The 23,844-nt window shown below is 70.9% G+C and carries 26 protein-coding genes; 6 read left to right on the forward strand and 20 right to left on the reverse strand.

Translation table 11 applies throughout. The annotated features are described in order from the left end of the window. Nucleotide 1: 1 nt before the first annotated feature. Both ACGFIK_RS10850 and ACGFIK_RS10855 read right to left on the reverse strand, forming a co-directional pair. Nucleotides 2-1,891, reverse strand: coding sequence for a beta-propeller domain-containing protein (locus tag ACGFIK_RS10850; protein ID WP_327023564.1), 1,890 nt, complete (start codon nt 1,889-1,891; stop codon nt 2-4). 69 nt (nt 1,892-1,960) lie between these two features. Then, the gene (locus ACGFIK_RS10855; protein WP_327023565.1) at nt 1,961-2,416 is read right to left on the reverse strand and encodes an Lrp/AsnC family transcriptional regulator; all 456 of its coding nucleotides are present in this window, start codon (nt 2,414-2,416) and stop codon (nt 1,961-1,963) included. Between the two features lie 59 nt (nt 2,417-2,475). Between ACGFIK_RS10855 and ddaH the strand changes: the two genes are divergently transcribed. After that, on the forward strand, nt 2,476-3,309 hold the full coding sequence (gene ddaH / locus ACGFIK_RS10860) for a dimethylargininase (RefSeq protein WP_327023566.1): 834 nt from the start codon (nt 2,476-2,478) through the stop codon (nt 3,307-3,309). 4 nt (nt 3,310-3,313) lie between these two features. Here ddaH and ACGFIK_RS10865 read toward each other — a convergent pair whose 3' ends face one another. Continuing rightward, nucleotides 3,314-4,510, reverse strand: coding sequence for an ABC transporter substrate-binding protein (locus tag ACGFIK_RS10865; RefSeq protein WP_327023567.1), 1,197 nt, complete (start codon nt 4,508-4,510; stop codon nt 3,314-3,316). Nucleotides 4,511-4,587: 77 nt separating this feature from the next. After that, entirely contained in the window at nt 4,588-5,385 is a 798-nt protein-coding gene (locus tag ACGFIK_RS10870) for an alpha/beta fold hydrolase (protein ID WP_327023568.1), read from the reverse strand. Nucleotides 5,386-5,484: 99 nt separating this feature from the next. Between ACGFIK_RS10870 and ACGFIK_RS10875 the strand changes: the two genes are divergently transcribed. Further along, nucleotides 5,485-6,090, forward strand: a complete 606-nt coding sequence (locus ACGFIK_RS10875; protein WP_327023569.1) for a bacterial proteasome activator family protein — start codon at nt 5,485-5,487, stop codon at nt 6,088-6,090. Between the two features lie 33 nt (nt 6,091-6,123). Here the strand turns inward: ACGFIK_RS10875 and ACGFIK_RS10880 are convergent, their stop codons facing one another. The 3 genes from ACGFIK_RS10880 to ACGFIK_RS10890 all read right to left on the reverse strand — a co-directional run bounded on the left by ACGFIK_RS10880 (nt 6,124) and on the right by ACGFIK_RS10890 (nt 8,670). Next, a complete protein-coding gene (locus ACGFIK_RS10880) occupies nt 6,124-6,939 on the reverse strand; it encodes an HAD family hydrolase (protein WP_327023570.1) in 816 nt (271 codons plus the stop codon). Further along, on the reverse strand, nt 6,939-7,760 hold the full coding sequence (locus tag ACGFIK_RS10885) for an HAD family hydrolase (protein ID WP_327023571.1): 822 nt from the start codon (nt 7,758-7,760) through the stop codon (nt 6,939-6,941). The genes ACGFIK_RS10880 and ACGFIK_RS10885 overlap by 1 nt, the downstream gene beginning before the upstream one ends. 190 nt (nt 7,761-7,950) lie before the next feature. Further along, nucleotides 7,951-8,670, reverse strand: a complete 720-nt coding sequence (locus ACGFIK_RS10890) for a hypothetical protein (RefSeq protein WP_327023572.1) — start codon at nt 8,668-8,670, stop codon at nt 7,951-7,953. A 145-nt stretch (nt 8,671-8,815) separates the two neighbouring features. Between ACGFIK_RS10890 and ACGFIK_RS10895 the strand changes: the two genes are divergently transcribed. The 3 genes from ACGFIK_RS10895 to ACGFIK_RS10905 all read left to right on the forward strand — a co-directional run bounded on the left by ACGFIK_RS10895 (nt 8,816) and on the right by ACGFIK_RS10905 (nt 10,505). Next, the gene (locus ACGFIK_RS10895; RefSeq protein ID WP_327023573.1) at nt 8,816-9,247 is read left to right on the forward strand and encodes an OsmC family protein; all 432 of its coding nucleotides are present in this window, start codon (nt 8,816-8,818) and stop codon (nt 9,245-9,247) included. Nucleotides 9,248-9,388: 141 nt separating this feature from the next. After that, a complete protein-coding gene (locus ACGFIK_RS10900) occupies nt 9,389-9,733 on the forward strand; it encodes a metallopeptidase family protein (protein WP_327027350.1) in 345 nt (114 codons plus the stop codon). A gap of 55 nt (nt 9,734-9,788) precedes the next feature. Continuing rightward, the gene (locus tag ACGFIK_RS10905) at nt 9,789-10,505 is read left to right on the forward strand and encodes an AIM24 family protein (protein ID WP_327023574.1); all 717 of its coding nucleotides are present in this window, start codon (nt 9,789-9,791) and stop codon (nt 10,503-10,505) included. Between the two features lie 81 nt (nt 10,506-10,586). Here ACGFIK_RS10905 and pheA read toward each other — a convergent pair whose 3' ends face one another. The 4 genes from pheA to ACGFIK_RS10925 all read right to left on the reverse strand — a co-directional run bounded on the left by pheA (nt 10,587) and on the right by ACGFIK_RS10925 (nt 13,668). After that, nucleotides 10,587-11,543 carry a prephenate dehydratase gene (gene pheA / locus ACGFIK_RS10910; protein ID WP_327023575.1) on the reverse strand — a complete coding sequence of 319 codons (957 nt, stop codon included), beginning with the start codon at nt 11,541-11,543 and terminating at the stop codon, nt 10,587-10,589. Nucleotides 11,544-11,553: 10 nt separating this feature from the next. Further along, a complete protein-coding gene (locus ACGFIK_RS10915; protein ID WP_327027351.1) occupies nt 11,554-12,102 on the reverse strand; it encodes a hypothetical protein in 549 nt (182 codons plus the stop codon). A 195-nt stretch (nt 12,103-12,297) separates the two neighbouring features. Further along, nucleotides 12,298-12,753, reverse strand: a complete 456-nt coding sequence (locus tag ACGFIK_RS10920; RefSeq protein ID WP_327023576.1) for a hypothetical protein — start codon at nt 12,751-12,753, stop codon at nt 12,298-12,300. A gap of 174 nt (nt 12,754-12,927) precedes the next feature. Next, complete coding sequence (locus ACGFIK_RS10925; protein WP_327023577.1) at nt 12,928-13,668, reverse strand: hypothetical protein; 741 nt, start codon at nt 13,666-13,668, stop codon at nt 12,928-12,930. Between the two features lie 160 nt (nt 13,669-13,828). Here ACGFIK_RS10925 and ACGFIK_RS10930 point away from each other — a divergent pair, with 160 nt between their 5' ends. After that, on the forward strand, nt 13,829-15,031 hold the full coding sequence (locus ACGFIK_RS10930; RefSeq protein ID WP_327027352.1) for an arginine deiminase: 1,203 nt from the start codon (nt 13,829-13,831) through the stop codon (nt 15,029-15,031). Nucleotides 15,032-15,060: 29 nt separating this feature from the next. Here the strand turns inward: ACGFIK_RS10930 and ACGFIK_RS10935 are convergent, their stop codons facing one another. From ACGFIK_RS10935 to ACGFIK_RS10975, 9 genes are all read right to left on the reverse strand, one after another. Further along, entirely contained in the window at nt 15,061-15,945 is an 885-nt protein-coding gene (locus ACGFIK_RS10935; protein WP_327023578.1) for a DUF5926 family protein, read from the reverse strand. Between the two features lie 69 nt (nt 15,946-16,014). After that, on the reverse strand, nt 16,015-16,428 hold the full coding sequence (locus tag ACGFIK_RS10940) for an ATP-binding protein (protein WP_327027353.1): 414 nt from the start codon (nt 16,426-16,428) through the stop codon (nt 16,015-16,017). A gap of 67 nt (nt 16,429-16,495) precedes the next feature. Next, a complete protein-coding gene (locus ACGFIK_RS10945; protein WP_327023579.1) occupies nt 16,496-17,737 on the reverse strand; it encodes a HAMP domain-containing sensor histidine kinase in 1,242 nt (413 codons plus the stop codon). Nucleotides 17,738-17,786: 49 nt separating this feature from the next. Continuing rightward, nucleotides 17,787-18,578 carry a glycerophosphodiester phosphodiesterase family protein gene (locus ACGFIK_RS10950; RefSeq protein WP_327023580.1) on the reverse strand — a complete coding sequence of 264 codons (792 nt, stop codon included), beginning with the start codon at nt 18,576-18,578 and terminating at the stop codon, nt 17,787-17,789. 11 nt (nt 18,579-18,589) lie between these two features. Continuing rightward, nucleotides 18,590-18,925: a rhodanese-like domain-containing protein gene (locus ACGFIK_RS10955; RefSeq protein WP_327023581.1), complete on the reverse strand. Its 336-nt coding sequence runs from the start codon at nt 18,923-18,925 to the stop codon at nt 18,590-18,592. A 48-nt stretch (nt 18,926-18,973) separates the two neighbouring features. Beyond that, a complete protein-coding gene (locus tag ACGFIK_RS10960; protein WP_327027354.1) occupies nt 18,974-19,912 on the reverse strand; it encodes an LCP family protein in 939 nt (312 codons plus the stop codon). Between the two features lie 198 nt (nt 19,913-20,110). Then, nucleotides 20,111-21,310 (reverse strand): LCP family protein, encoded by a 1,200-nt coding sequence (locus ACGFIK_RS10965; protein ID WP_393338917.1) that lies wholly within the window; start codon nt 21,308-21,310, stop codon nt 20,111-20,113. Between the two features lie 182 nt (nt 21,311-21,492). Then, entirely contained in the window at nt 21,493-22,746 is a 1,254-nt protein-coding gene (locus ACGFIK_RS10970; RefSeq protein ID WP_327023583.1) for an LCP family protein, read from the reverse strand. Nucleotides 22,747-22,812: 66 nt separating this feature from the next. After that, on the reverse strand, nt 22,813-23,787 hold the full coding sequence (locus tag ACGFIK_RS10975) for an NAD-dependent epimerase/dehydratase family protein (RefSeq protein WP_327023584.1): 975 nt from the start codon (nt 23,785-23,787) through the stop codon (nt 22,813-22,815). Between the last annotated feature and the right edge of the window lie 57 nt (nt 23,788-23,844).

Consider the following 23,844-nt stretch of genomic DNA (forward strand, 5'->3'; position numbering starts at 1 on the left):
GTCAGGTCGTCGGGATCCAGTCGAGGCTTCGCGCGGTGACCGGATCGCTGGCGCGCAGGCCCGCATCGGAGACCGTCCAGAGAAGGTCCCCGATCATCAGTGCGCGGTGTACGGCCGGGCGTAGCCGGGCTCGGTCCGTGGTCGTGACCGGGTGGGTGACCTGGCCGATCTCGCTGATCTTGTCGGCGTCGACCCGCAACAGGCGTACCCCGGCGTCCACCGGCAGCACCACCAGCCCGGTGGCCGGCCAGTGCAGGAAGGCGTGCGGGTCGTACTCGGCGGTGGACCAGCCGCGAGGCAGGTGCCACTGGTCCAGGCGGGTCGGCCGGCTCGGGTCCCGCACGTCGAAGAGGGACACCTGCACCCCCTCCGTACGGCCCTGTCCGTCGGCCTCCTGACCCACCCCGAGCAGCCGCCCGTCCGGCAGGGGATGCAGGTACGCGGAGTAGCCGGTGATCTTCAGCTCCCCGGTCATCCTCGGGGCGGCCGGGTCGCTCAGGTCCAGCGAGTAGAGCGGGTCGGTCTGCCGGAAGGTGACCACGTACGCCACTGGCCCCAGGTACCGCACGGAGTAGATGCGTTCGCCGCGCCCGAGCCCGCCGACCGCTCCGACCGACACCAGCGCCCCGCCATCCCGACGCAGCACCCGTACGGTGGATTCGGATTCGCCTTCATCGCCCCACACCTCGCCGAGGGTGGTGGCCACCCGCAGGTGTCCGTCCCATTCGGACAGTGCGTACTGGTTGATCAGCCACCCGGGTACGGCACCGGAGGCCAGATAGCGAGGGCGGCCCGACCCGGCGGTGTCGAACTGGAAGATCTCGGTCACCTGGTCCCGGAGACCGGGCCGCCAGCGCAGCAGCCCCGGTTTCCGGGGCGGCTGCTGCCCGGCCAGGTAGAGGCTGTTCGGGGTGCCGTAGACCGTGTTGGCGTCGGCGGCGACGCTGACCGGGTCACCGTCGCCCAGCCGGTCGGTGCCGAGGTCGAAGCTGAGCACGGTGAGTACCGAGGTGCCGGTCATCCGTTCCGGTCGGCTCAGCCGATCGCAGTCGACCCGCCCGGTGTGCCGCTCGTTCCCGGCCGTCCACTCGTACTCCGGCAACCAGGACTCGATCCCGGCGCTGTCGATCACCGCCCGGTTCTGCCGGGTCCGGGCCCGGTCGCTGCCCTCAGGGACGTACGGAAACTCGAGGCGCGGCGTCGAGCGGATCACCACCCGGGCGGTGGTGCCGGTCAGTCGACCGTCGAGCAGACTGCCCTCGATCCGGTACGTGCCGATCAGCGCGGGCGCACCGGTCAGGTCGACCAGGAACAGGCGGGCCGCTTCGGTCGACGGCCCTGGCCGGGACCGGTCCACCGCGACGAACGGCGTCCCCTCGGCGAGCACCAGGGCCCGGTTACCGAGCAGCAGCAGCCGGTACGAGCCCCAGTAGGCGCCCGCCTTCCCACCGGGCAGATCGAGTCGGCCGGTGATCCGGCGGCTGACCGGGTCGATCACCCGCAGCCCGCCCCCGGTGACGGTGACGATGCGGCGCCCGTCGGTCTTCACCACGTCCGGCTCGTCCGCGCCGGCCTCATGGTTGTTGGTCGTCGAGTGGTCCGGCGGGGCGCTGCCGCCGAGCGCACCCTTCGCCAGGGCCCTGCCCTCGGCGGCCGCCCGGGTGGACAACAGGGTGCCGCCCTCGAAGCCGTACGGGCCGACCGTCTCGCGGGCGGCGGCCCGCAGTTCGGTCAGGGCGTCCGAACAGGAGTCGAAGGAGACCAGCCCGGCCACCGGCACCATCACCGGGGCGGTCGGTCGGCCGGGGGCCGGAGCCGAGGTGCTTCCGGCGAGCAGGGTGAGGGTGATCAGGATGCTCCCGGCGACGATCACCTTGCCTGCCCGCGTCATGACTGCTTCGACGCCGCCGGTAGCCGTCCGGTTCCGCACCGATGCGCCGGTCTGCACCGCCCGGTGCGATCAGGTGGAGGGCCCGACCCCGGGGGACTCGACCAGCCTGGAGAGCACGATGGTGCTGCGGCTGGAGGTCACGAAGCTCTCCGCGCGCAGCCGCTCCAACGCCTCCTCCAGGTGGGGAATGTCGGCGGCCCGCAGGTGTACGAGGGCGTCGGCCTCCCCGGACACCGTGTACGCCCCGACCACCTCGGGGTGGCGGCGTACGGCGGCACCGATCTGGGCCGGGGTGGTGCGGCCGGCGCAGAACAGCTCGACGAAGGCCTCCGTGGTCCAGCCGACCGAGGCCGGGTCGACGACGGCGGTGAATCCCCGGATGACCCCGGCGGCCCGCAGCCGGTCCACCCGCCGCTTGACGGCCGGAGCGGAGAGTGAGACTCGGGTTCCGATGTCCGCGTACGAGGCACGGGCATCGGCGACCAGCAACGCAATGATTCGCTGGTCCACGCCGTCTATCTGCAAGATTCTGCTCCTGAGAAGCAATGGTCATGGCTGTTCCGAAACTCTCAGCCTACCTACTCTTGGTGACCATGAACCCTCAGCGAGTGCCCCGAAAGCGCACGTACCTCATGTGCTCGCCGGAGCATTTCGCGGTCGAGTACGCGATCAACCCCTGGATGGACGTGACCACCCCGGTCGACCCGGAGCTGGCCGTCAAGCAGTGGGATCGCCTGCGGGAGACTCTGGTCGGCCTGGGACACGAGGTGCACCTGCTCGCCCCCGAGCCCGGCCTGCCGGACATGGTCTACGCCGCCAACGGCGCCTTCATGGTCGACGGCACGGTCTACGGCGCCCGGTTCAAACACCACCAGCGCACGGCCGAGGCGGCGGCGCACCGGGCCTTCTACGAGGCGCAGGGCTGGCGGTTCATCGCCCCGAACGAGACGAACGAGGGTGAGGGGGACTTCGCGTACCTGCCACAGGCGCACGGCGGGCTGATCCTCGCCGGGTACGGGTTCCGTACCGAACTGCCCGCGCACGCGGAGGCGCAGGAGGCGCTGGGTAGGCCGGTGGTCTCGCTGCGGCTGATCGATCCGCGCTTCTACCACCTGGACGTGGCGCTGGCCTCGATCGACGACGGCAACATCGTCTACTACCCGGGAGCCTTCTCCGCGGCCAGCCAGAAGGTGCTGGCCCAGCTGTTTCCCGACGCGGTGCTGGCCGAGGACGAGGACGTTCTCGCCTTCGGGCTCAACCTGGTCAGTGACGGCGCGAACGTGGTGCTGAACAGCGAGGCGACCCGGCTGGCAGGTCGGCTGAGGGCGGCCGGCTACACCCCGGTGCCGGTGGAGTTGGCCGAGCTGAAGAAGGGCGGAGGCAGCGTGAAGTGCTGCATCGCCGAACTACGGCACTGAACCCTCAGCCCAGGGTGGCCAGCTCGCTGAGCAGGACATTGGACAGCACCTGCCCGTCGTGCTGCACCTCCCGCAGGTACCACTTCTGCTGGGGGGTGCGCGGCTGGTTGAACTGCCAGGCCCCGCGCGGGCTGTCGATCTGACCGATCCGGCCCAGCGCCAGGTTGAGCTCCTGCGGGGTGGGGTCCGAGCCGGCCAGGCGGATCGCCTGGTCGAGCACCTTGGCCGCGTCGTACGAGGCCATCGCGTAGGTGGTCGGCGAGGCGCTGTGCTTCTTGCGGTACGCCGAGGCGAACCGGCGGTTGGCGGCGTTGTTCAGGTCGGCGGAGTAGTTCAGGGCGGTGCGGATGCCCAGGGCGTCGTCGGCCGGCTTGATGCTCTCCAGCACGGTGCCCTCGGTGAGGAAGCCGGGTGCGTAGATGGCGCCCTGGAAGCCGGCGTCGCGTAGCTGCATGACGAACTCCGCCGCCGCCGGGCCGGCGAAGAAGCAGAAGACCACCGAGGGGTTGCGGCTCAGTGCGCGGTCGATGTCCCGGACGAAGGCGCCCTTGCCGGGGTTGGCGTTGTTGGAGGTGAAGACGACCGGATCCGCGATGCGGGGGTCGGATTCGCCGAACTCCTGCCGGAAGCCGCGCAGCACGTCGTCGCCGCCGAGGGCCGACTCCGGCATGATCATCGCCACCCGGTCGTCGGGGCCCAGGGCGTCGCGCAGATGGCGACCGAGGGCCCGGCCCGCCTCGTCGAGCACGTACGAGGTACGCCAGATGTAGACGACGCTCTGGAGGCTGGTGGGTGAGGCGTTGGAGCCGATCAGGGGCACCCGGGCCTGCTCGATGACGTCCCGGATGCCGGACATCACCGCTGCGGAGGAGACCCCGGTCAACGCCAGAACACCCTGCTTGAGCAGGCCGTCCACCGCGGCCTGACCGGACTTGACGCTGTCTCCCTCGTCGGCCACGAGCAGGTTCACCGGATGGCCGCCGAGGACTCTCTCGTTGAGGTCCAGGTAGAGCTCGAAGCCGTTGCGCAACTCGTCACCGACGGCCTTGCCGGGGCCGGACTGCGGCGCGATGAGCCCGACCTTGACCGTACTCTTCGGTTCGGCCGGCTCCTCGGAGTCCGAGGCGCACCCGCCCGCTAGTCCACCCGCACCGAGCGCGGCGAGCAGTTGGAGTGCCCGCCTACGGTTCATCTGCGACACCGGGTTCCCTTCGGATGGCCTGCTGGGAGTCTCCGCCCCTCCGGCGTTCTACCTGCTTAGCGACGCTGGGTCAATGGCTAATGATCGGTGTGAAGAGAACGGAACGCGGCGGTTACCTGCGGCCAGGCCAGCGAGAGGGGGTCGATAAGCCCGAAGTGTTCGCATTCCGAAAGCTCTACAAGGTGCATATCCGCACCTAGTTCCTGTGCTGCGGCGACATACTTCCTGCTCATCTCCACCGGTACCTGCTCATCCAGAGTGCCGTGAATCACTACCGTCCGTATTGACAGTGGGGTCGTGATGCGGGGGTCGGCGACCTCGTACCGCTCGGGGAAATCGGCCGGCCCGCCGCCCAGCAGCGCGGCCACCGCGCCCGAGTCCAGGTCCAGCCGGTAGGCCTCGGCCAGATCCGCGACCGGGGCCAGGGCGAGCACCCCGCCGACGGTCTGCGGTGACCGGATGGCGGTGTGCAGGGCTAGATGACCACCGGCCGAGTGCCCGACCAGGATCGGCGGCACCGGTGCCACCCGACCGGGCAGGGCCTCGGCGGCCAACTCCGGCAGAGCCGCCACCCCGGCCCGTGCGTCTATCAGGGTGCCGGGCCAGCCGCCACCGGGCTGCCCGGTCCGGCGGTACTCCAACTGGGCCACCGGGAAGCCGAGCCGGGCCAGCGCGTCAGCCAGTGCGTCGGTGTGCCGCCGGTCGTACTCCACCCGCCAGAAACCGCCGTGCACCACGATCACCAGTGGCCGGGGCGGGCCCTCGCCGAGCGGGCGGCGCAGATCGGCGATCTGGTCGGGGTGCTCGCCGTAGGAGACCGTGAGGTCCGGCTCCGGTGCGGGTCGGGTGAGTACGGCGCGGGGGTCGAGCGACATCGGCCGACGGTAGCGCGACTCGCCGCCATCCGAGGCCCCGGGTCGGACGCCGCATCGTCGGCCGGGGCGGCGGGCGCCGACGGGGGTGACTGAGTAAAGATGGATGCCATGACCGAAGCGCATACCGCTGGACAGAACGACGAGCCTGGCCGCGACGGCACCGGGCACTCGGGCACCGTGGTGGTGGTCGGGCCCGATGGCCGACCGGTCGGCACCCTGCAGACCGACGACGGGCCAGGTGAGGATCCCGCCCGCCTGGTCGAGCAGCCGGCGAAGGTGATGCGGATCGGCAGCATGATCAAGCAGCTGCTGGAGGAGGTCAAGTCCGCGCCGCTGGACGACGCCAGCCGGCACCGGATGCGGGAGATCCACGAGCGCTCGATCGTCGAGCTGAAGGAAGGGCTGGCGCCCGAGCTGCGCGAGGAACTGGAACGGCTCTCCTTGCCGTTCACCGAGGACCAGGCACCGACGGAGGGTGAGCTGCGGATCGCCCACGCTCAGCTGGTCGGCTGGTTGGAGGGGCTGTTCCACGGCATCCAGGCCGCCCTGGTGGCCCAGCAGATGGCGGCCCGAGTGCAACTGGAGCAGATGCGCTCCGGGCGGCAGGCGCTGCCCAGCGGGCCGGGCGGGGTGGCCCTGCCGGGGATGCCCGGCCTGGGTCAGGGACCGGGCGGCGAGGGCCACAGCACCGGTCAGTACCTCTGACGACGCCGGGGTGCGGCGCCCTGCCGCACCCCGTCAGTCCACCCCGAAGACCTTCTCCAGGTACGCCGCCACCCCGTCGACCGAGTTCGCCGAGGTGACCTCGTCGGCGATCGCCAGCACGGCCGGGTGCGCGTTGGCCACCGCCACCGCCCGGCCGGCCCAGGTCAGCAGGGGTACGTCATTGGGCATGTCACCGAAGGCCAGCACCTCCTCGGCGGTGACGCCGAGCCGGTGGCAGTACCAGGCCAGCCCGGCCGCCTTGGTCACCCCGGCCGCCGAGATCTCCACCAGCCCCGACCGGGAGGAATGGGTGGCCTCGGCCAGACCGGCCAGCGCCTCGGCGACCACCTGGGTGAACCGGTCCGGATCCCGTTCCCCGTCGGCCCGGGCCAGCAGCTTCACCGCCGGCAGCGAATGCAGCTCCTCCGGATGCAGTACGGCCCGGATCGCGGTCTCGTCGGCGTCCCAGCGCATCGGGTAGTGCGCGTCGTGGCGCATCTGCCGACCATCGGCGATCTCCACCGCGAGACTCACCCCGGGCACCTCGGCCCGTAGTCGGCGGGCCACCTCCGCGAGCAGTTCAGGGGCCAGCGGGTCGGCCCGCAGCACCTCGTCGCCGACCGGGTCGTAGACCACCGCACCGTTGGCGCAGACCGCCGGCAGCGGCTCGGCCAACTGCTCGTACACCAGTCGCAGCCAGCGGATCGGTCGGCCGGTGACCAGCACGACCGGGGTGCCCCGGGCGGAGATCCGGGCCAGCACCTCGGCGGTGTGCGGGCTGAGGGTGCGGTCGTCGCGCAGCAGAGTGCCGTCGATGTCGCTGGCGACCAGGCGGGGAATTGCCTCCATCACCCGGACAGTAGCCGGTCCAGATACACGGCCACCCCGTCGTCGTCGTTGCGCAGGGTGACGTTGTCGGCGATGGCCCGCAGTTGCGGGTGGGCGTTGGCCACCGCCACCCGCCCCCAGCCGGCCCACTCGAACATCGGCAGGTCATTGGGCATGTCGCCGAAGACCAGCACCTCGGCCGGATCGACCCCCAGGCTCTGCGCCACCACACTGAGCCCGGTGGCCTTGTCCACCCCGGAGGGGCTGATCTCGATGAAGCCCAGCCCGGCCTGGGTGAGGGCGGCCAGGTGCGGCGGGATGATCTCCCTGGCGACCGCCAGCAACTCGTCGACATGATGATCGGCGGTACGCGCGAAGGCCTTGATCACATCGCCTGCCAGGCACTCGTCGCGGCTGCGTACCTCGAACCGGTCCTGGTAGGGCCAGGCGGGGTGGTAGTCCCCCCACAGGGGCGCGTCGTGCTCGTCGGAGGCCTCGACCATCACGGTCAGCGGGCCGACCACGGCCTCCAGGTCGGCCAGCAGGGTGGCCAGGACCTCGCTGGAGAGCCGCTCGTCGCGCAGCACCACCGGCCCGGCCGGGTCGCTCTGGTCGACCACCCGGCCACCGCCGGCCATCACCAGGAAGTCCGCCGCGCGGATGTCGTTGCGGGTCAGTTCGGTCAGCCGGGGGCCCCGGCCGGTGGCGCCCACCACCGGAATCCCGGCCGCACGAACCCGGTCCAGAACCTGATGGGTGTACGCCGACACGGTGTCGTCGCTGCGGACGAGAGTGCCGTCTAGGTCGGTGGCGATCAGCTTGGGCAGGCCCGGACGGGTCATCTTTCCTCCTTCGCCCACCGCCGTCACAGCCAGCCGTTCCGGTCGTTGGTCGAGGATCCGGCGAGCGGCGGGCAGCCACCTTACCTCGCGGAACGGGTCGCAACCATGGCTTCCCGACGAATCGGGTGTGACGCGAGGAAGGGAGCCTTCTTGAGGTCTGGTGTACCGCAGGGGTGGCTCCGGTGGCCGATCAGTCGGATCGGGCCTCGCGGGCGAAGGGCACCGTGGGGGTGACCGTGATGTCGATCGGTCCCCGGCCCTCGGGCTCCTCGGCGAAGTCGGCCGGGCGGCGGGGACGCGGCTGTCGTCGACCCGGCTCACCGGCCGTGCCGTCCGGTACGGCGGTGGCGCGGGCCAGGGCCGCGGCGAACAGCAGGACAGCCAGGAAGGCCATGATCAGCCCTCGCCCGTACTCGATGCGGAAGCCGTCCTCGACCGTGTAGCCCATCGCCCGCCGACGGTCGTCGTCCAGCGAGGCCGCCGTGGCCACCAGCACGGCGACCAGACCCAGGGCCAGGGCCAGGCCGGCGACCCGGGCATTGGCCCGTACGGCGACCGTTCCGCGCAGCGTGAGTGCGGCCGTGACCCCCAGGATGAGCATCCCGACCAGGTAGCCGACCCCCAGATTGCCGACCTCGGAGACGCTGCTCAGCAACTCGACCGGCTCGTCCCCCTCACCCCCGCCGCTGGGAAAGGTGACCTTGGCCCACTCGCCGAGCAGGGAGGCCAGGGTGGCGGCGGCACCGAGCCCGGCGAGCAGCAGGGGCAGCCGGTGGTCGCGGCCGAGGCCGCCCAGAGCACCACGCCACCGGTTGGTGCCGGTCGGCTCCTCGTCCTGCGTTCCCCACTCGAGGACGCTGGCGCCGTCGGAGCGGTCGTCCTGCCGGGGGACGGGGAGGTCGTGGGTCACCGCTGCGCCTCCTTGTGGCCGGACCGAGTGCCCAGGGCGAGGTCTGCCCCGCATCATGGCACAGCAGGCCAGCTACGTCATGGAAGGTGCAGGCAGCTGCCCGGTCGGTCGGCCGACGGACGCGGATTCGGCTAGCGTCAGCTCCATGCCTATTCGTACCGCTTCCGCACGCTGGCAGGGCAACCTTCCCGAAGGGTCCGGCACCATCCGCACCGGCAAGGGTGGGCTGGAGGGCAACTACTCCTTCAAGTCCCGCTTCGAGGAGGGTGAGGGCACCAACCCCGAGGAGCTGATCGGGGCCGCGCACGCCGGCTGCTTCTCGATGGCCTTCTCCAAGGCCCTGGCCGACGCCGGCGCGACGCCGACCTCGGTGGAGACCACCGCGAAGGTGCACCTGGACAAGACCGAGGCGGGCTTCACGGTGACCCGTATCGAGCTGGAGACCGTCGGTGTCGTACCCGGCATCGACGAGGCGCGCTTCGCCGAGCTGGCGGAGACCGCCAAGCAGAACTGCCCCATCTCCCGCCTACTCTCCCCCGCCGCCACCATCACCCTCACCACCCGCCTGACCTCCTGACCCCGAACCCACCCCCCAATCCCCGCCGATCTTGCACTTTTGGTCGACGCATAACGGTGTAAAAGCCGCGTATCGGCGACCGAAAGTGCAAGATCGCGGTGTGGGGGTGGGGTGGGGGTGGGTGAGAATGGGCGGGTGGCGGTGGAGATGGATCGGGAGCGGTTCGAGGAACTCGTGGGGGAGGCCCTCGATGAGGTTCCCGAGGAACTGCTGACGTTGATGAGCAACGTGGTGATTCTCGTGGAGGACGACCCCCCGCCGGGGGAGGATCTGCTCGGCCTCTATGAGGGACACGCGTTGACTGACCGAGGGTGGGACTACGCGGGGGTGCTGCCGGACCGCATCCTGATCTACCGCAACCCGATCCTGCGGATCTGTGAGACCGAGGACGATGTCGTCGAGGAGGTGGCGGTGACCGTGGTGCACGAGATCGCCCATCACTTCGGCATCGACGACGAGCGCCTGCACGACCTCGGCTGGGGCTGACGGTTGCGTCGCTGCCCTACCGTCTCGACCAGGCACGGCGAGTACGGAGGAAGAGATGCGCAGCGAACTGTTCTCAGCGGCGAACCTGGAGCGGGAGTCCGCGCAACCCGGCATGCGGCTCCAGAACGCCAAGATGCTCAAGATCGAGCTCAATGGTGAGATGTTGGCCCGGGTCGGCTCGATGGTCGCGTACCAGGGGCAGGTGCAGTTCCAGGCGCTGGGCTCCGGCGGGCTGGGCAACTTCCTCAAGCAGAAGCTCACCGGAGAAGGCGTCCCGCTGATGAAGCTCACCGGCCGGGGTGACGTCTTCCTGGCCGACTTCGCCAAGGACGTACACATCATCGACCTCGAACCGGGCGACGCCCTGTCGATCAACGGTTCCAGCGTCCTGGCCTTCGACCCCGGTCTCCAGTACGACATCAAGATGGTCGGCGGGGCCGGGATGGCCTCTACCGGCCTGTTCAACTGCGTCTTCACCGGGCAGGGCCGGATCGCGGTGACCACCCGGGGCACCCCGGTGGTGCTGGCGGTCGACGCGCCCACCTTTGTGGATCCCCAGGCGGCGGTCTGCTGGTCGGCCGGGTTGCAGACCGGCTACCACCGGGCCGACCAGCTCGGACTCGGCACCCTGCTGGGCCGTACCACCGGCGAGGCGTACACGATGAGCTTCGCGGGGCAGGGCTTCGTCGTCGTCCAGCCGTCCGAGGAGCCGCCGATCATGGGCAGCGGCCAGCAGGATCAGGGTGGGGTGCTCGGCGGCCTGTTCCGCTGAGCCGACTCTGGAGGACCAGCGCGGCGGCCACCCACGCGAGGGCCACCGACCTGACGGCGACCGACCTGGCGGGCCGGGCAGTCAGCTCAGTTCGCCGGCTCTGAGTCGGGCGAGCCAGGCGGCGGCGTCGGCGTAGTCGGCGTCCGAGAGACCGGCGGGGGCGGGGACCGGGTGCCCCCCCGTGCTCCCGCTCCACCGGTGCCGCGGATAGGAGCCGAGGAAGCGTACGTCCGAGCAGACCCGGCGGAGGCCCTGAAGTGCCTCACCCAGCCGGACGTCGGCGACGTGACCGGTGCAGTCGAGGAAGAAGACGTACTCGCCGAGGGCCTTGCCGGTGGGCCGGGACTCGATCCGGCTGAGGTTCACCCCCCGGACCGCCAGCTCCATCAGGACGGACAGCAGGGCACCGACCCGGTCGTGTGCGATGTACACCGCCAGCGAGGTCACATCGTCGCCGGTGGGCGGGGGAGGTGGACCGGGCCGGGCCACCAGGGCGAACCGGGTCACCGCGTCCGGATGATCGGCGATCTTGTCAGCGAGTACGGCCAGCCGGTGCCGGGTGGCGCCGATCGGAGCGCAGATCGCCGCGTCGAACTCGCCCGTGGCCGCTCCGGCCGCCGCCGCTCCGTTGGAGAGTACGTCGATCACGGTCGCGTCCGGCAGGTAGGCCCGCAGCCAGTCGCGGCACTGGGTGGAGGCCTGGGGATGAGCGGCGACGCTGCGAACCGTCGACAGCAGGGTGCCCGGACGCGCACCCAGGACGAACTCCACCGGCAGGATCACCTCGCGGGTGATCACCAGCGGTTCCCCCTCGGCGAACTCGTCGAGGGTCACCCCGACGGCGCCGCCGATCGAGTTCTCCAGGGGGACCAGGGCGGCGTCGACCTCCCCGGCGCGTACCGCGTCCAGCGCCTCACCGACGCTGCGGGCCGGTGTCCGGGTGCCCCGTTCGGCTGCGGGCAGAGTGCGCAGGGCCTGTTCCGCGAAGGTGCCCTCGGGACCGAGGAAGGCGAAGCGTGTCGGCGGTGTTCCCGGCATGGTCTCCAGCCTACGCACCCGGGGTGGACGCAGAGACCGAAGGCGTCGCAGCGGGCGTCGTCGGCAGAGGGGCCGTGACCCCGGAGTCGTCACCGCAGGCCAGGGTACGGATGCCGGGGGGTGCGGTGACCCGTACCTCGACCGCGCACACGTCCGTGCCGGCGGTGACCAGGCGCAGATTGCCCGCCTGCCGGCGGGTGACCACGTGCAACGGCTCGTACCCGGTCACCTCCAGGGCGGTGAAGTGCCAGTCCGCGGCACAGGACGGGCCACTGCTGACCTTGACCTTCGCGTTGCGGGGCAGCAGGCCCTGGCGGCCACGGACCAGGTTGATGACCTGCTGCGCGGAGGGTTCCCCCCGACAGGCCACCGCCACCCGACCGGTGTCCGTCGAGGGCGCGACCGTGCCCACGACCGGTGGTACGGCGACCGAGGGTGGCGGGGTGCTGGGCCCACCCATGGTCGGACTCGGCGCGCCGGTCGGCAGCCGGGAGGTGCCGCCGTCGCGCAACTCCGGAGGCTCGCCGCAGCCGGCCAGCAGGAGACCGGCCAGCGCCAGGGCACCGCAGAACCGCCCGGTGAGCCGATACGGGCGCCGGCCTACGGCGGCGCGACGGAGAGGGCTGGGCGGCACAGGAGGGGTCCTTGCGGCAGGCGGGGTGTGCTGGGGTGGCCGGGGGCCGAGCCCATCGTAGGAGCAGCCGCTGCCGGGGCGGAAGGGCAGCGGCCGGCCCGCCGGTCGGTGCGGGGTGGCTCAGACCTCGGAGAAGAAGGTCAGCGAGCCGGCCACGGCCCCGGCGGCCAGTACCGGTGTGGAGACCGCGTCGACCGTGGCGTCGGACCCACCGGCGGCGTACTCGATGCGCAGCAACCCTCGGGCCAGGCGACCCGAGGTGAGCGCCAGCAGCGGTGGGATCTTGTCGATCTCCGGCTCGGTCAGCTCACCCCGGTTGGCGGTGAAGTCCAGCAGCCGCAACCCACCGTCGAGCAGGGGCAGGCCGATCAGGTCCTCCGGGGCGCCCAGGCAGAGCAGGTCGCAGCCGGCGGCGGAGACGGCCACCACCCGGGTCTGGGCGTCGATCAGCAGACACGGCTCATCGGCGCTGGACACCGTGGCTGACCAGCGACCGATGTTGTCGTACTCCAGCTCTGTCGGTGTCCCCGTCGTGGGCGCGAACACTTCCGAGAGCGAGAGTTCGACGTGGGCCACCGCGCCTCCTATGTACACCGACGGTACGTCCACGCTAGCCGGTCGCCGCAGTGGCCGCTGACCGTTGCGTCGCGCATCGGATCGTCGATGGGATCGGTGCCCCGGGCGGCAACGGCGCGGGCCTGGTGGAGTACCGAACCGGGACGACCCGGCCGCGTGGCGTCGCCGCAGACGTTACCGGTGGGTGGCCGCCTTGTCAGCGGCCGTTCGGCCGTCCTCATACCACCGGTAGTCCGCCACCGGTTGATGACCACCGGTGGTCCAGGTGCTGGGATGCTGGGCTACCCGGGACAGCTTCTCCGCGGTGGCCGGGCTGATCCGGTTGCCACCGGCGACGAGCAGCCGGTCGAGTTCCCGGTGGGTGGCCATCAGGCAGTCCTTCGGCAGGCCGTAGACACTGATCACCCCGGAACCCACGAAGGTGAGTACCGGGGTGACCGGGATCGGATGCCCGACCGCCGAGGTGAGGGCCTTGCTGGCCCGTCTGGCGTCCCGGCGGGCCTCGGTCACGTACGGCGGACGCTTGCCGTTGATCTGCACCACGTCACCGGCGACCAGTACCCGGGCCCGGCCGTGGTCGGCGATGGTGACCGCGAAGAGGCCGCTGGGCCCGATGGCGAGGAACCCGGCCCGGTTGTCGTCACTGCCGTCCAGCAGAACATCGGTGGGATCCACCCTTGGCCAGTCGACGACGTGCCAGGCCGGCCCGAGGTGGCCCAGTTGGCCCAGCGCGCGGGCACCGGCGGCTTCCAGCCGTCGGGCTCCCCGCTCGGCCCGGCGACGCCGGGCCCACTCCAAGGGGGACGGACGGGGGGCCGCGGTCACCCCTGACGGTTCCGTCCGGGGATGCGGTACCGCCACGGGCGGCAGTGCCCGGGGGGAGGGTACGGCTCGACGAGCGGGAAACACAGTCATCGCGACCTCCGGCAAAAGGTCCCTCGAAGTTACGTTCTCACTACCCTACGTTGCCGGTCCGGGTGGTCGGCAAGCCGGAGCGCCGGAATGACTGCGGATGAATGCCGTATTCACTCACAGCCTTTTTCCCGGATGCCGCCAAACCCTGTCCTACGCTGCGATTGTGACCCACTACGTGGACAGTGAGGTCGGTCGACTGAGCACGGTGCTGTTGCACCGTCCGGGGCCGGAACTCGCCCGGCTGACCCCGCGCAACAACGACTCCCTGTTGTTCGACGCGATCCCGTGGGTGGGGCGGGCCCAGGAGGAGCACGACGCCTTCGCCGACGCCCTGCGCCTGCGCGGCGTGGAGGTGCTCTATCTCACCGATCTGCTAACCGAGACCTTGGCGGTGGCGGACGCCCGGGACGAACTCACCGAACAGGTGCTCGCCTCGCCCCGGCTCGGTGACACCCTGCGGGCCCGGGTCGCCGCCCACCTGTCCTACCTCGATCCGGCCGCCCTGGCCGGGGTCCTCGTGGCCGGGCTGGCCCACGAGGAGTTGAAGATCGGCCGGGACCGTCCGGGCGGGCTGGTCTACACCCTGATGGACCGGCACGACTTCGTCATCGACCCGCTGCCCAACCTGCTGTTCACCCGGGACTCCTCGCTGTGGATCCGCGACCGGGTAGGGGTGACCAGCCTGGCCATGCCGGCCCGGCGGCGGGAGACCACCCTGACGGACGCGATCTACCGGCACCATCCCCGGTTCGCCAACACGGAGTTCGTCTACCGGCCCGATCTGGAGCATCTGGAGGGCGGCGACGTCCTGCTGCTGGCCCCCGGGGTGCTGGCCGTCGGAGTCGGCGAGCGGACCACCCCGGCGGGTGCCGAACGGCTGGCCCGACAGGTCTTCGCCGCCGACCTGGCCCACACCATCCTCGTCGTCCCGATCGCTCAGGAACGGGCGACCATGCATCTGGACACCATCTGCACGATGGTCGACGTGGACGCGGTGCTGATGTACCCGAACGTCGCCGCCTCGCTGTCGGCGTACACCGTGATCGCCGGCGCCGACGGCGACCCCCCGCGGGTCGACGGCCCGGCGCCCTTCCTGCGGGCGGCGGCCGACGCGATGGACCTGGACCAACTTCGGGTGATCGACACCGGTCTGGACCCGGTCACCGCCGAGCGGGAACAGTGGGACGACGGCAACAACACCCTGGCCCTGGCCCCCCGGCTCTGCGTCGGCTACGAACGCAACATCGAGACGAACGCGCAGTTGGAACGGGCCGGCATCGAGTTGATTCCGATCGCCGGCTCCGAACTGGGCTCCGGCCGGGGTGGCCCCCGCTGCATGTCGTGCCCCCTGCTGCGGGGGTGAGCGGGGCCGCAGGGGCCCCGCGCAACACCTCAGCGCAGGGTGAGCTGACGCCCGAGCAGTCCCTGCCGGGACCGGCGGGCCGCCGCGTCCAGGGGCCCGGCCTCGGCGAGCGCCGCGGCGTACCGCTTGGCGAACTCGGCGACCGGCTCCTCCCACTCCTCGGCCGGGGCAGTGTCGGGCAGGTCCCAGACCGGTACGAGTCGCCCGTGCGCCCGGAACATGCCCGCGAACTTGGTCGACTCACCCAGGGTCAGCGAGCCGGCCGCACTCAGCCGCGCCAGAGCGTCCAGGGCGGCCTCCTCGTCCTCCGGCAGCACCCAGCGCACATGCGCCTTCTCCGGCACCCGGCACCAGTACGCGGCCGGCGCGGCGGCCAGGCGTACGGTCGGGTAGATCGCCGCGTTGGCCCGCTCCAGCGAGGCCTGCACGGTCGGGTCGTCGACGGCCTCCGGAACCAGCCAGAACTCGAAACCCTCGTGCAGGGTGATCTCCAGCGGGCCGTCGACCAGGATGTCCTGCAGGCGGGGCCCGGGACCGGGCAGGGGCGGCACGGTGACCGGGGCACCCGGTTCCGTCCGCAGCGCGCAGAGCAGCGACTCGGCCAGATCCCGGGACACGTCACCGGACTGCTGGTGCCGCTGGAGCCCGATGAAGACCCGCCCGTCCTGCCGGCTCATCGCCGGTGCGGCCATCGGCAGCACGGTGGCCAGGGTGACCGGACGATCGCCGTACTCCTCGGCCACCTCCGGAGTGAGGCGCAGCGGCGCGGAGGCCGCGGGCACCAGCTCGCGCAGGGCGATCCACTCCGGCTCGTCGGTCAGCCCCTCGAAGGGACGGGGGACGAAGACGTCGCGTACCCGCTCCCGCTTGACGCTCGGAGTGGCTGCCCGCTGGTTCTTTCGACGCTTGCTCACGGCGAGACAGCCTAGAGGCCCGAGCGGCCCGGCGTGGGCCGGACCCACCCCGCCACCCCGGCGGGCCCCTCAGCCGGCGGCGACCAGAGGGGTACGCGTCGGCGCGGGATCGAAGTCGGCCCAGACGCTCTGCCCCAGGCCGTCCCGTTCCACCCCCCACCGGCTGGACAGTCCGGAGACGATGTGCAGCCCACGACCGTCGGCCGCGCCCAGGTCGGCGGGGCGGAGCTGCGGACCGCAGGCGGCCCCGCCGTCGGTGACCTGAAGCCGGACCTGGTTCCCCTCGGTCGTGCCGCGCAGCCGCCAGGACACCCGGACCACCCCGCCGGGCAGGGGGTCGGCATGTCGGACGGCGTTGCCCACCAACTCGGCCAGGACCGCCACCAGGTCGGCCAGGACCGCCGGAGTCACCACCTCGGCCAACTCGGTGGCGAGTCGTTGCCGGGCGATCCGTGCCCCGGTGGCGTGGTGGGGCACCACCACACACCATGCTCGTTCGACCGCTGCCGTCGACACCTCTGCCCCTCTTCCGAGCCCTGAATCCCGCCGTTCACCTGCGGGGCAGTCGCACTTCCGCGACCGTACCCCCACCTGTTCTCGGTTGAAGGAATACCCAGCCATTCTGTTGTTCAACGATCCGGCGGACGAGATAGAGCCCCAGACCGGTGCCGGGATAGCGGCGCCGGTCCCCGGATTCGCCCTGCCAGAACCGGTCGAAGGCGCGTTCGACGTGCTCAGGGCGTACGCCGATGCCACGGTCGCTGACCCGGAGATTGACCGTACGGGCGTCGGCCGAGGCGCTGATTTCGATCGGCGAGCCGGGGGGTGAGTACTTTCCGGCGTTGGTGACCAGTTCGGTGAGCACGGTGGCCAGGCTCTGCCGGTGCCCGACCGCCCGGGGCAGCTCGGTCGGCACCTCCACGCTGGCGCGGCGGCGCAGGTCGGTGGGCAGGTCGGCGATCGCCGCCCGGAGGGTCTCGCCGAAGTCGAAGGGCGTCGGCGGGCCGTCCCCCGGCCACACCTCCGCGGCGGAGGAGAGCAGCCGGTCCAGCAGTCGGGCCAGCTCGTTGGCCCGCTGCCGGATGACCCGGGCGGCCTGGCGCCGGTCGGCCTCGCTCAGCGAATCCCAGTGGTCGCTGAGGGTGTCGGCGTACCCCTTGATGACGGTGACCGGGGTACGCAGCTCGTGACTGGTGACCGCGACGAAGAGGTCACGTTCCTTCTCGGGGTCCTCCTGGTCGTCGGGATCATCGACGGCGGGGCCGTCCGTGACCGCAGGGGCGTCACCGTGCACCGGCAGGCCGTTCTGATCGCCGTACAGGTGGGCGATGCAGCTGCCGAGATAGGCGATGACCCCGCGTTGTTCCGTGCTGGGCTCCTCGCGACCGGCCTGGTAGAGGGCGTGCAGGCTGCCGACGGTGTGCCCGCCGAGCTCCGCCCGGGACACCACCATCCGCCGCAGGCCCCGGTCGGCCAGTTGCCGGGCCAGATCGTTGGTCAGATGGTCGGTGCGTACGCACCGCACCCGGGGCCCGGCCAGCAGGCAGGCGGTGGCCGGGTCGTTGGCCGGCAGGGGCCAGCCCAGGGTCCACTCGGCGGCGCCGGTGGCGGCGATCACCCGCCCGCCGTTCGGCGCGAACTCCACGAACGCCATGCCTGCGGCCCCGAGTGTCGGCTCGGCCATCCGCAGCAGGCGGGTCAGAACCGGCAGGCCGGCGTCACCGGAGTTGATCATTTCGATGATGGCGGTGTGTCCGGCGATGAGGGCGGAGTAGTCGGTGGAGTCCGGCATGACCCCGAGTGTGCACCGCCCCCAGCCCTCCTGGGCACCCCCGAGTGGCTCACCGGGTCAGTCGGGCCAGGGTGTGGGCCGGACGATCGGTGATCACCCCGTCCACCCCGGCCGCCAGCACCAGGTCGAGATCGTCCGGCTCGTTGACCGTCCAGACGTAGACCTGGTTGCCGGCCGCCCGCAGGGCCGGCACCAGCATCGGGCGGGCCCGCACCAGCCCGATGCCCGGACCGGCGATGCCGGCGCCGAAGGGCAGGCGACCCAGCCGCAGCCAGCGCGGCAGCACCTCCAGCAGCAGCACGGTCGGCAGGGCGGGGGCCAGCGCCCGGATCCGGCGTACGGCCAGCGGGGAGAAGGACATCACCGTCACCTGTACCGGGGTGTGCGGGCGCGGTTCGGCCAGGCCGTACCGGCGCAGCAGGTCGACCAGTCGACGTTCGACCTCCCCGCCGTGGCGGGATGGGTGCTTGGTCTCCACCAGCAGCCGTACCGGTCGACCGGCGGAGAGGACCGCCTCCAGCAGCCGTTCCAGGGTGAGCAGCCGGGTGTGCGAGGCGTCGAGCATCTCCGTGCCGTCCGGCGGTACGCAGCCCGGGTGCCAGGAGCCGAAGTCCAACGCCTCCAACTCGGCGAGGGTACGGGTGCTGACCGGTCCCCGGCCGTTGCTGGTCCGGTCCAACCGGCGGTCGTGTACGCAGACCAGGTGCCCGTCACGGGTCAGCCGGACATCGCACTCCAGCCCGTCGGCGCCCTCCTCCAGCGCCCGCAGGTAGGCGGCGAGGGTGTGCTCCGGCAGGTCGTAGGAGGCGCCGCGGTGCGCGAATACGAGGGGTGCGCCCATCGGGGTTCCGCCTACAGGACCCGGCCCGGCTGTCCATCGCTGGCCACCACCGGCCGCCCGGCGCCGGCCCAGTCGCCCATTCCACCGGCCACGTTGCGCACGTGGTCCCACCCGTTGCGCATCAGGTAGGTCACCACCTGGGCGGAACGTCCGCCGGAGCGGCAGATGACCGCCACCTCGCGGTCGGTCGGCACCTCGGCGATGCGGGCCGGCAACTCCATCATCGGCAGGTGATGCGCCTGCGGCGCGTGGCCGGCGGCCCACTCGTCGTCCTCGCGTACGTCGAGCAGGTAGGTGTCGTCGGTGATCTCGGCAGCGGTCACTGTGGGTATCTGGGATCCGAACACGGGTACCAAGGGTAGATCCCCGGCGGACCGGACGCCGCCGAACGGTCCTCAGAGGGTGGTCACCCAGCGCGGATGGTCGCCGGCCCACTGCGGCATCCGGGTGCCGCGTACCGCCTCGAACAGCCCTTCGCCCCCGTTGTCGAGCGTGACGTAGGAGACCTGGTCGATGGTCTGCGGGTACGAGGGCACCTGCACCCCGCGCAGCCCGTCGGTGGACAGCCCGCGCAGCGCGAGCAGCAGATCCTCCACCGGAACCCCGTTGGTGTCCACCGTCAACGACTCCCCGACCGCCTGAATGAGCTGGTGCACCTGGAGGGGGTTGCTGCGGATCCGGGTCTGCCCGGCCCGTTCCAGCATCGCCCCCAGGAGTTGCTGCTGGTGGGTCTGCCGGTCGTAGTCGCCACCGGGCAGGTCGTAGCGCTGGCGTACGTAGTCGAGGGCCTGGGCGCCGTCCATCCGCTGGCAGCCGGGCGAGAAGACCCGGTCGGTGTGGATCGAGCGCACCTCGGTGCGTACGCACATCTCCACCCCGTCCAGCAGGTCGATGACGCGGCGCAGCCCGGCGAAGTCGACCACGGCGGCACCGTCGAAGCGGATGCCGGTGAGCCGGTTCAGGGTGGTGGAGAGCAGTCGGGCCCCGGAGGTCCCGCCTCCGCCGTACTCGTAAGCGCTGTTGATCTTGTCTTCGCCCCCCGGCCAGCCGGTGCCGGGCGGGATGGTGACCAGCAGATCGCGCGGCACGGAGACGAGGTAGCCCTCCCGCAGCCCGGCGGGGATGTGCACGATCAGGATGGTGTCCGTGCGTTGCTCCGGACCGGTGTCCCCGGGCCGCCGGTCCGATCCGACCAGCAGGTAGTTCAGGGGCCCGTCCAGGTCGGTGCGGTCGGTGCGGGCGGAGGGGTCCAGCAACTGCTCGTGGGCGATGGCGCGGGTGTACCGGTCGGTGAGCACCCGCAGGCCGACCACGGCGACCGCCGCCACCAGCACCGCCACCAGCCCGACACCGAGCAGTACCCGGGCCCACCGCGGGTGCCGGGGCGCCTGCCCCGGTGACCGGGTCCCGCCGTCGCCCGTCCGCCTGGCCGTGACGCCCCTCCCCTCAGCCCAACATGAACCCTTCTCATGTCAGGCTAGGGGAGGATCACGCAGGGTGACCGGGGTTTCCGGACATCCGCTGCCGACCGGTCACTTCCGGTTGGAGATCACCTCGGGGTTGTAGAACACGAACTCCGCCAGCTTGTCCTGCCGGATCGCCCGGAACATGGCCAGGGTCTGCTCGTCCAGGGTCTCGTTGCCGCTGCCCGTGGCGTTGTAGGTGCCGCCGTTGGTCTTCAGCATGATCAGCTCGTTGCCGGTGACCCCCCGCATGGTGAAGACGAAGTCCTCCACGGAGACGCCGCCGGTGTCGAGGATGAAGGCCTTGCCCGCCGCCTTGATCAGCTCGTTCAGCTTGATCGGGTTGGTCAGGGTGCCGTTCTGGCTGGCCTTCTTGGCCATCGCCTTGATCAGCTGCTGCTGGTTCTGCTGGCGGTCGTAGTCGCTGTTGGCCAGGCCGTAGCGCTGCCGGGAGAAGTCCAGCGCGGCCCAGCCCTCCATCTCCTGGCAGCCCTTCTTGTGCACCACCGGAGTACGCGGCTTACCGGTCTTCTTGGCGTCCGCGTTCCACATCGGCTTGCCGTCGACGTACGACATGTGGATCGACTCGATGTCCTGCTTGGGGCAGATCCGCACCGAGCCCAGGGCGTCGATGATGTTCTTGAAGCCGCCGAAGTTGATGATCGCCGCCCCGTCGAAACTGACGCCGGTCATGTTCTTGATCGTCTGGGCCATCAACTGGGCGCCGCCCTCCCAGCCGCCGCCGTTGCTGGCACCGGCCTGGAACGCCCCGTTGATCTTGCCGACCCCACCCGGGTAGCCGGTCTTGGCAAAGGCGGGGATCCGCGCCTCGGTGTCCCGGGGAATGGAGATCAGGTACGCCTGGTCATGGCTGGCCGGGATGTGCAGCACGATGATGCTGTCCGCCCGCACGTCGTCGGCGGCCCAGCGCTCCCGGGCGTCCACGCCGAGCAGGAGCATGTCGATCGGGCCCTTGAGGTCGGACCCGCCCTCCGCCAGGGTCTTCCCCGCGCCGCCGACCAGGTTGCGCTGGGTGATGTTGCCGGTGGCCTGGCTGATCATCGCCTTGCTGCCGACGATGGCGACACCGCTGGTCATCATCAACGCGGCTCCGGCCACCACGGTCAGTCGGGCCCAGAGGGGATCCTTGCGCCGTGGACGCCCCTTCTTCCCGGCCTTACCTGACCGGCTCTTCTTACCCCCGGACGGCGGCCGTGGGGTGGCAGCCGCATGAGGTGGTTCGAGCAAGGCGGAACCGTGAACCGACATGCACGCTCCAGCTTTTGTGTAGCAAAGGGGGCGGAGACACTTTACGTACGCATACCCGCCGATGCGAGTCCTTGTGACGGCCAGCTACCGTTCTCCGCCGCGTCATCCTCGCGAAATAGCCGAACGGCCAGATTCAAATGGACGATCAGCGGTTGGCTCTCAGGAAGTGCTCAGCGATCCCGTCAGCCGTTGCCGCTGGTCGACGGCTTGTTGGCCCGCATCCAGTCGGCCATCGTGTCGGCGGACATCGCACGGTACATGGTCAGGGCCTTCTCCCGGTCGGAGACCACCACGGACTCACCGTTGATGTTCTGGCTGCCCAGGTGCGGGCTGGTGACGAAGGTGAGGTTCTCTCCCCGCAGGTTACGGAACTGAAGGGCCATGTCGGTCAGGGAGAAGCCGTTGTCGACCGTCACCGCGTCGGTCACCGACCGGAGGAAGGCGTTGAGCTTCTTCGGGTTGGTCAAGGTGCCCGTGCTAGCGGCCTTGTCCATCAGGGCGCGCAGGAACTCCTGCTGGTGGCGCATCCGGGCGAAGTCGCCGTCCGGGAACTGCTTGCGCTGACGGATCCAGTCCAGGGCCTCGGTGCCGTTCATGTGGTTGGTGCCCTTGGTGAACTTCCGGTACGGCTTGTGGATCGAGGTGATGGTCTGCTCCACCTCCAGCTCCACTCCGCCCAGAGCGTCGGTGACCTGCTTGAAGCCACCGAAGTCGATCGCCATGACGTGATCGATGTGCACGTCGGTGAAGCACTCGACCGTGCGTACCGCCAGCGGCAACCCGCCGAAGGCGAAGGCGGCATTGATCTTGCGGCGCTGGCCGGTGCCGCAGTCCGCCCCGGCGCTCTCCGGAATCGGCACGTACAGGTCCCGGGGGATGGAGACCAGGTACGCCTTCTGATGGTCGGAGGGGATGTGCATGACGATGACGGTGTCGGCCCGCCACTCACCGGCCTGATCCATCGGGGCGTCCGGATCCCGCGAGTCCGTGCCCACCATCAGGATGTTCAGCGCACCGTCCACGGCCTTCGCCGGCCGACCGGCGGTGAGCTCCGAGAAGGGGTCGGTCCGGGCCATGTTGTTGTCCAGGCTGCGGGCGTAGAACCAGGCCCCGGTGCCACCGATCAGGGCCAGCACCAGCACGGCGATGCCGGCCACCAGGGCGATGCGCCGCCAGTGCGGCCGGCGCCTGCGGGGCCGACCACCCCCCGGTCCGCCCGGTCCGCCCGGTCCGTTCGGCCCACCGGGCCCACCGGGCCCACCTGGGCCTCCCGGACCGCCCGACAACACCGGCTCCTCGTCGTAGCCGGGGCGCCACCTGGTGGTGTCGGCCACCCGGGCGGTACGCCCACCTCGACCAGGGCCGGGCACCGCCGCGCGCCCGGCGCTGCGGTGCAGGTACGGGAGCCGGAGAACGGCGAGGCTGGTCGCTGACATGTAACTCAGGGTACGCAGCCCTAGCCAGTGTCGCCCTGCGTCGAACCTCGCGTCGGGTCGGCGCGATCAGCCCAACTGCTGCCGGAAGTGGTCGATCGTGCGGCGCAGACCCACCTCCGGGGTGATGGTCGGCTCGTAGCCGAGCAGCTCCCGGGCGAGGGTGAGATCGGGTCTGCGCATCTCCGGATCGTCCGAGCTGCGGGTGACGTAGGTCACCTCGGACCTGCTGTCACAGAGCGACACGATCGTCTCGGCCAGCTCCCGCATGCTCATCTCGTGCTCGGTGCCGCAGTTCACCGGCCCGCTCTCGGTCGAGTCGAGCAACAGCAGGATGCCCCGGACCAGATCCGCCACGTAGCAGATGGAGCGGGTCTGGTTGCCGGTGCCGTGCACCGTGATCGGCTCATTCCGCAGCGCCTGCGAGATGAAGGTCGGGATGGCCCGCCCGTCGTCCGGCCGCATCCGGGGACCGTAGGTGTTGAAGATCCGTACGATCGCGGTGTCCAGCCCACGGCTGCGCCGGTACGCCGAGGTGGCGGCCTCGGAGAAGCGTTTGGCCTCGTCGTACACGCTGCGGATGCCGATCGGGTTGACGTTGCCCCAGTAGGTCTCCCGCTGCGGGTGCTCCTTGGGGTCGCCGTACGCCTCGGAGGTGGAGGCCAGCAGGAACCGGGCGCCGTCGGCCACCGCCCGGTCCAGCAGGTGCAGGGTGGCCACCGAGCCCACCCGCAGGATCTCCACCGGCAGCTTCTCGAAGTCGGTAGGGCTGGCCGGTGAGGCCATGTGCAGGATCGCGTCGAACCGCTCCGCCAGAGCGGGTTGATCCGGCAACCCGTCGGAGACGTCCGCCTCGACCAGGGTGAAGGTCGGCGTGTCGAGCAGATGGGCCACGTTGTCCTTGGAGCCGGTGACGAAGTTGTCCACCGCGACCACCGTGCAGCCCCGAGCGACCAACGCGTCCACCAGATGCGAGGGCACGAAGCCGGCACCGCCGGTGACCAAAACCCGGTGACCGGGACCGAAACGCTGCTCAACCTTCATACCAAGAGCCTAAAGGAGGGGCCCCCTGTTAACGCCTCGCGTGGTACAGGGGGCCCC

It is taken from the genome of Micromonospora sp. NPDC048871, from assembly GCF_043198155.1.
GTDB lineage: Bacteria > Actinomycetota > Actinomycetes > Mycobacteriales > Micromonosporaceae > Micromonospora.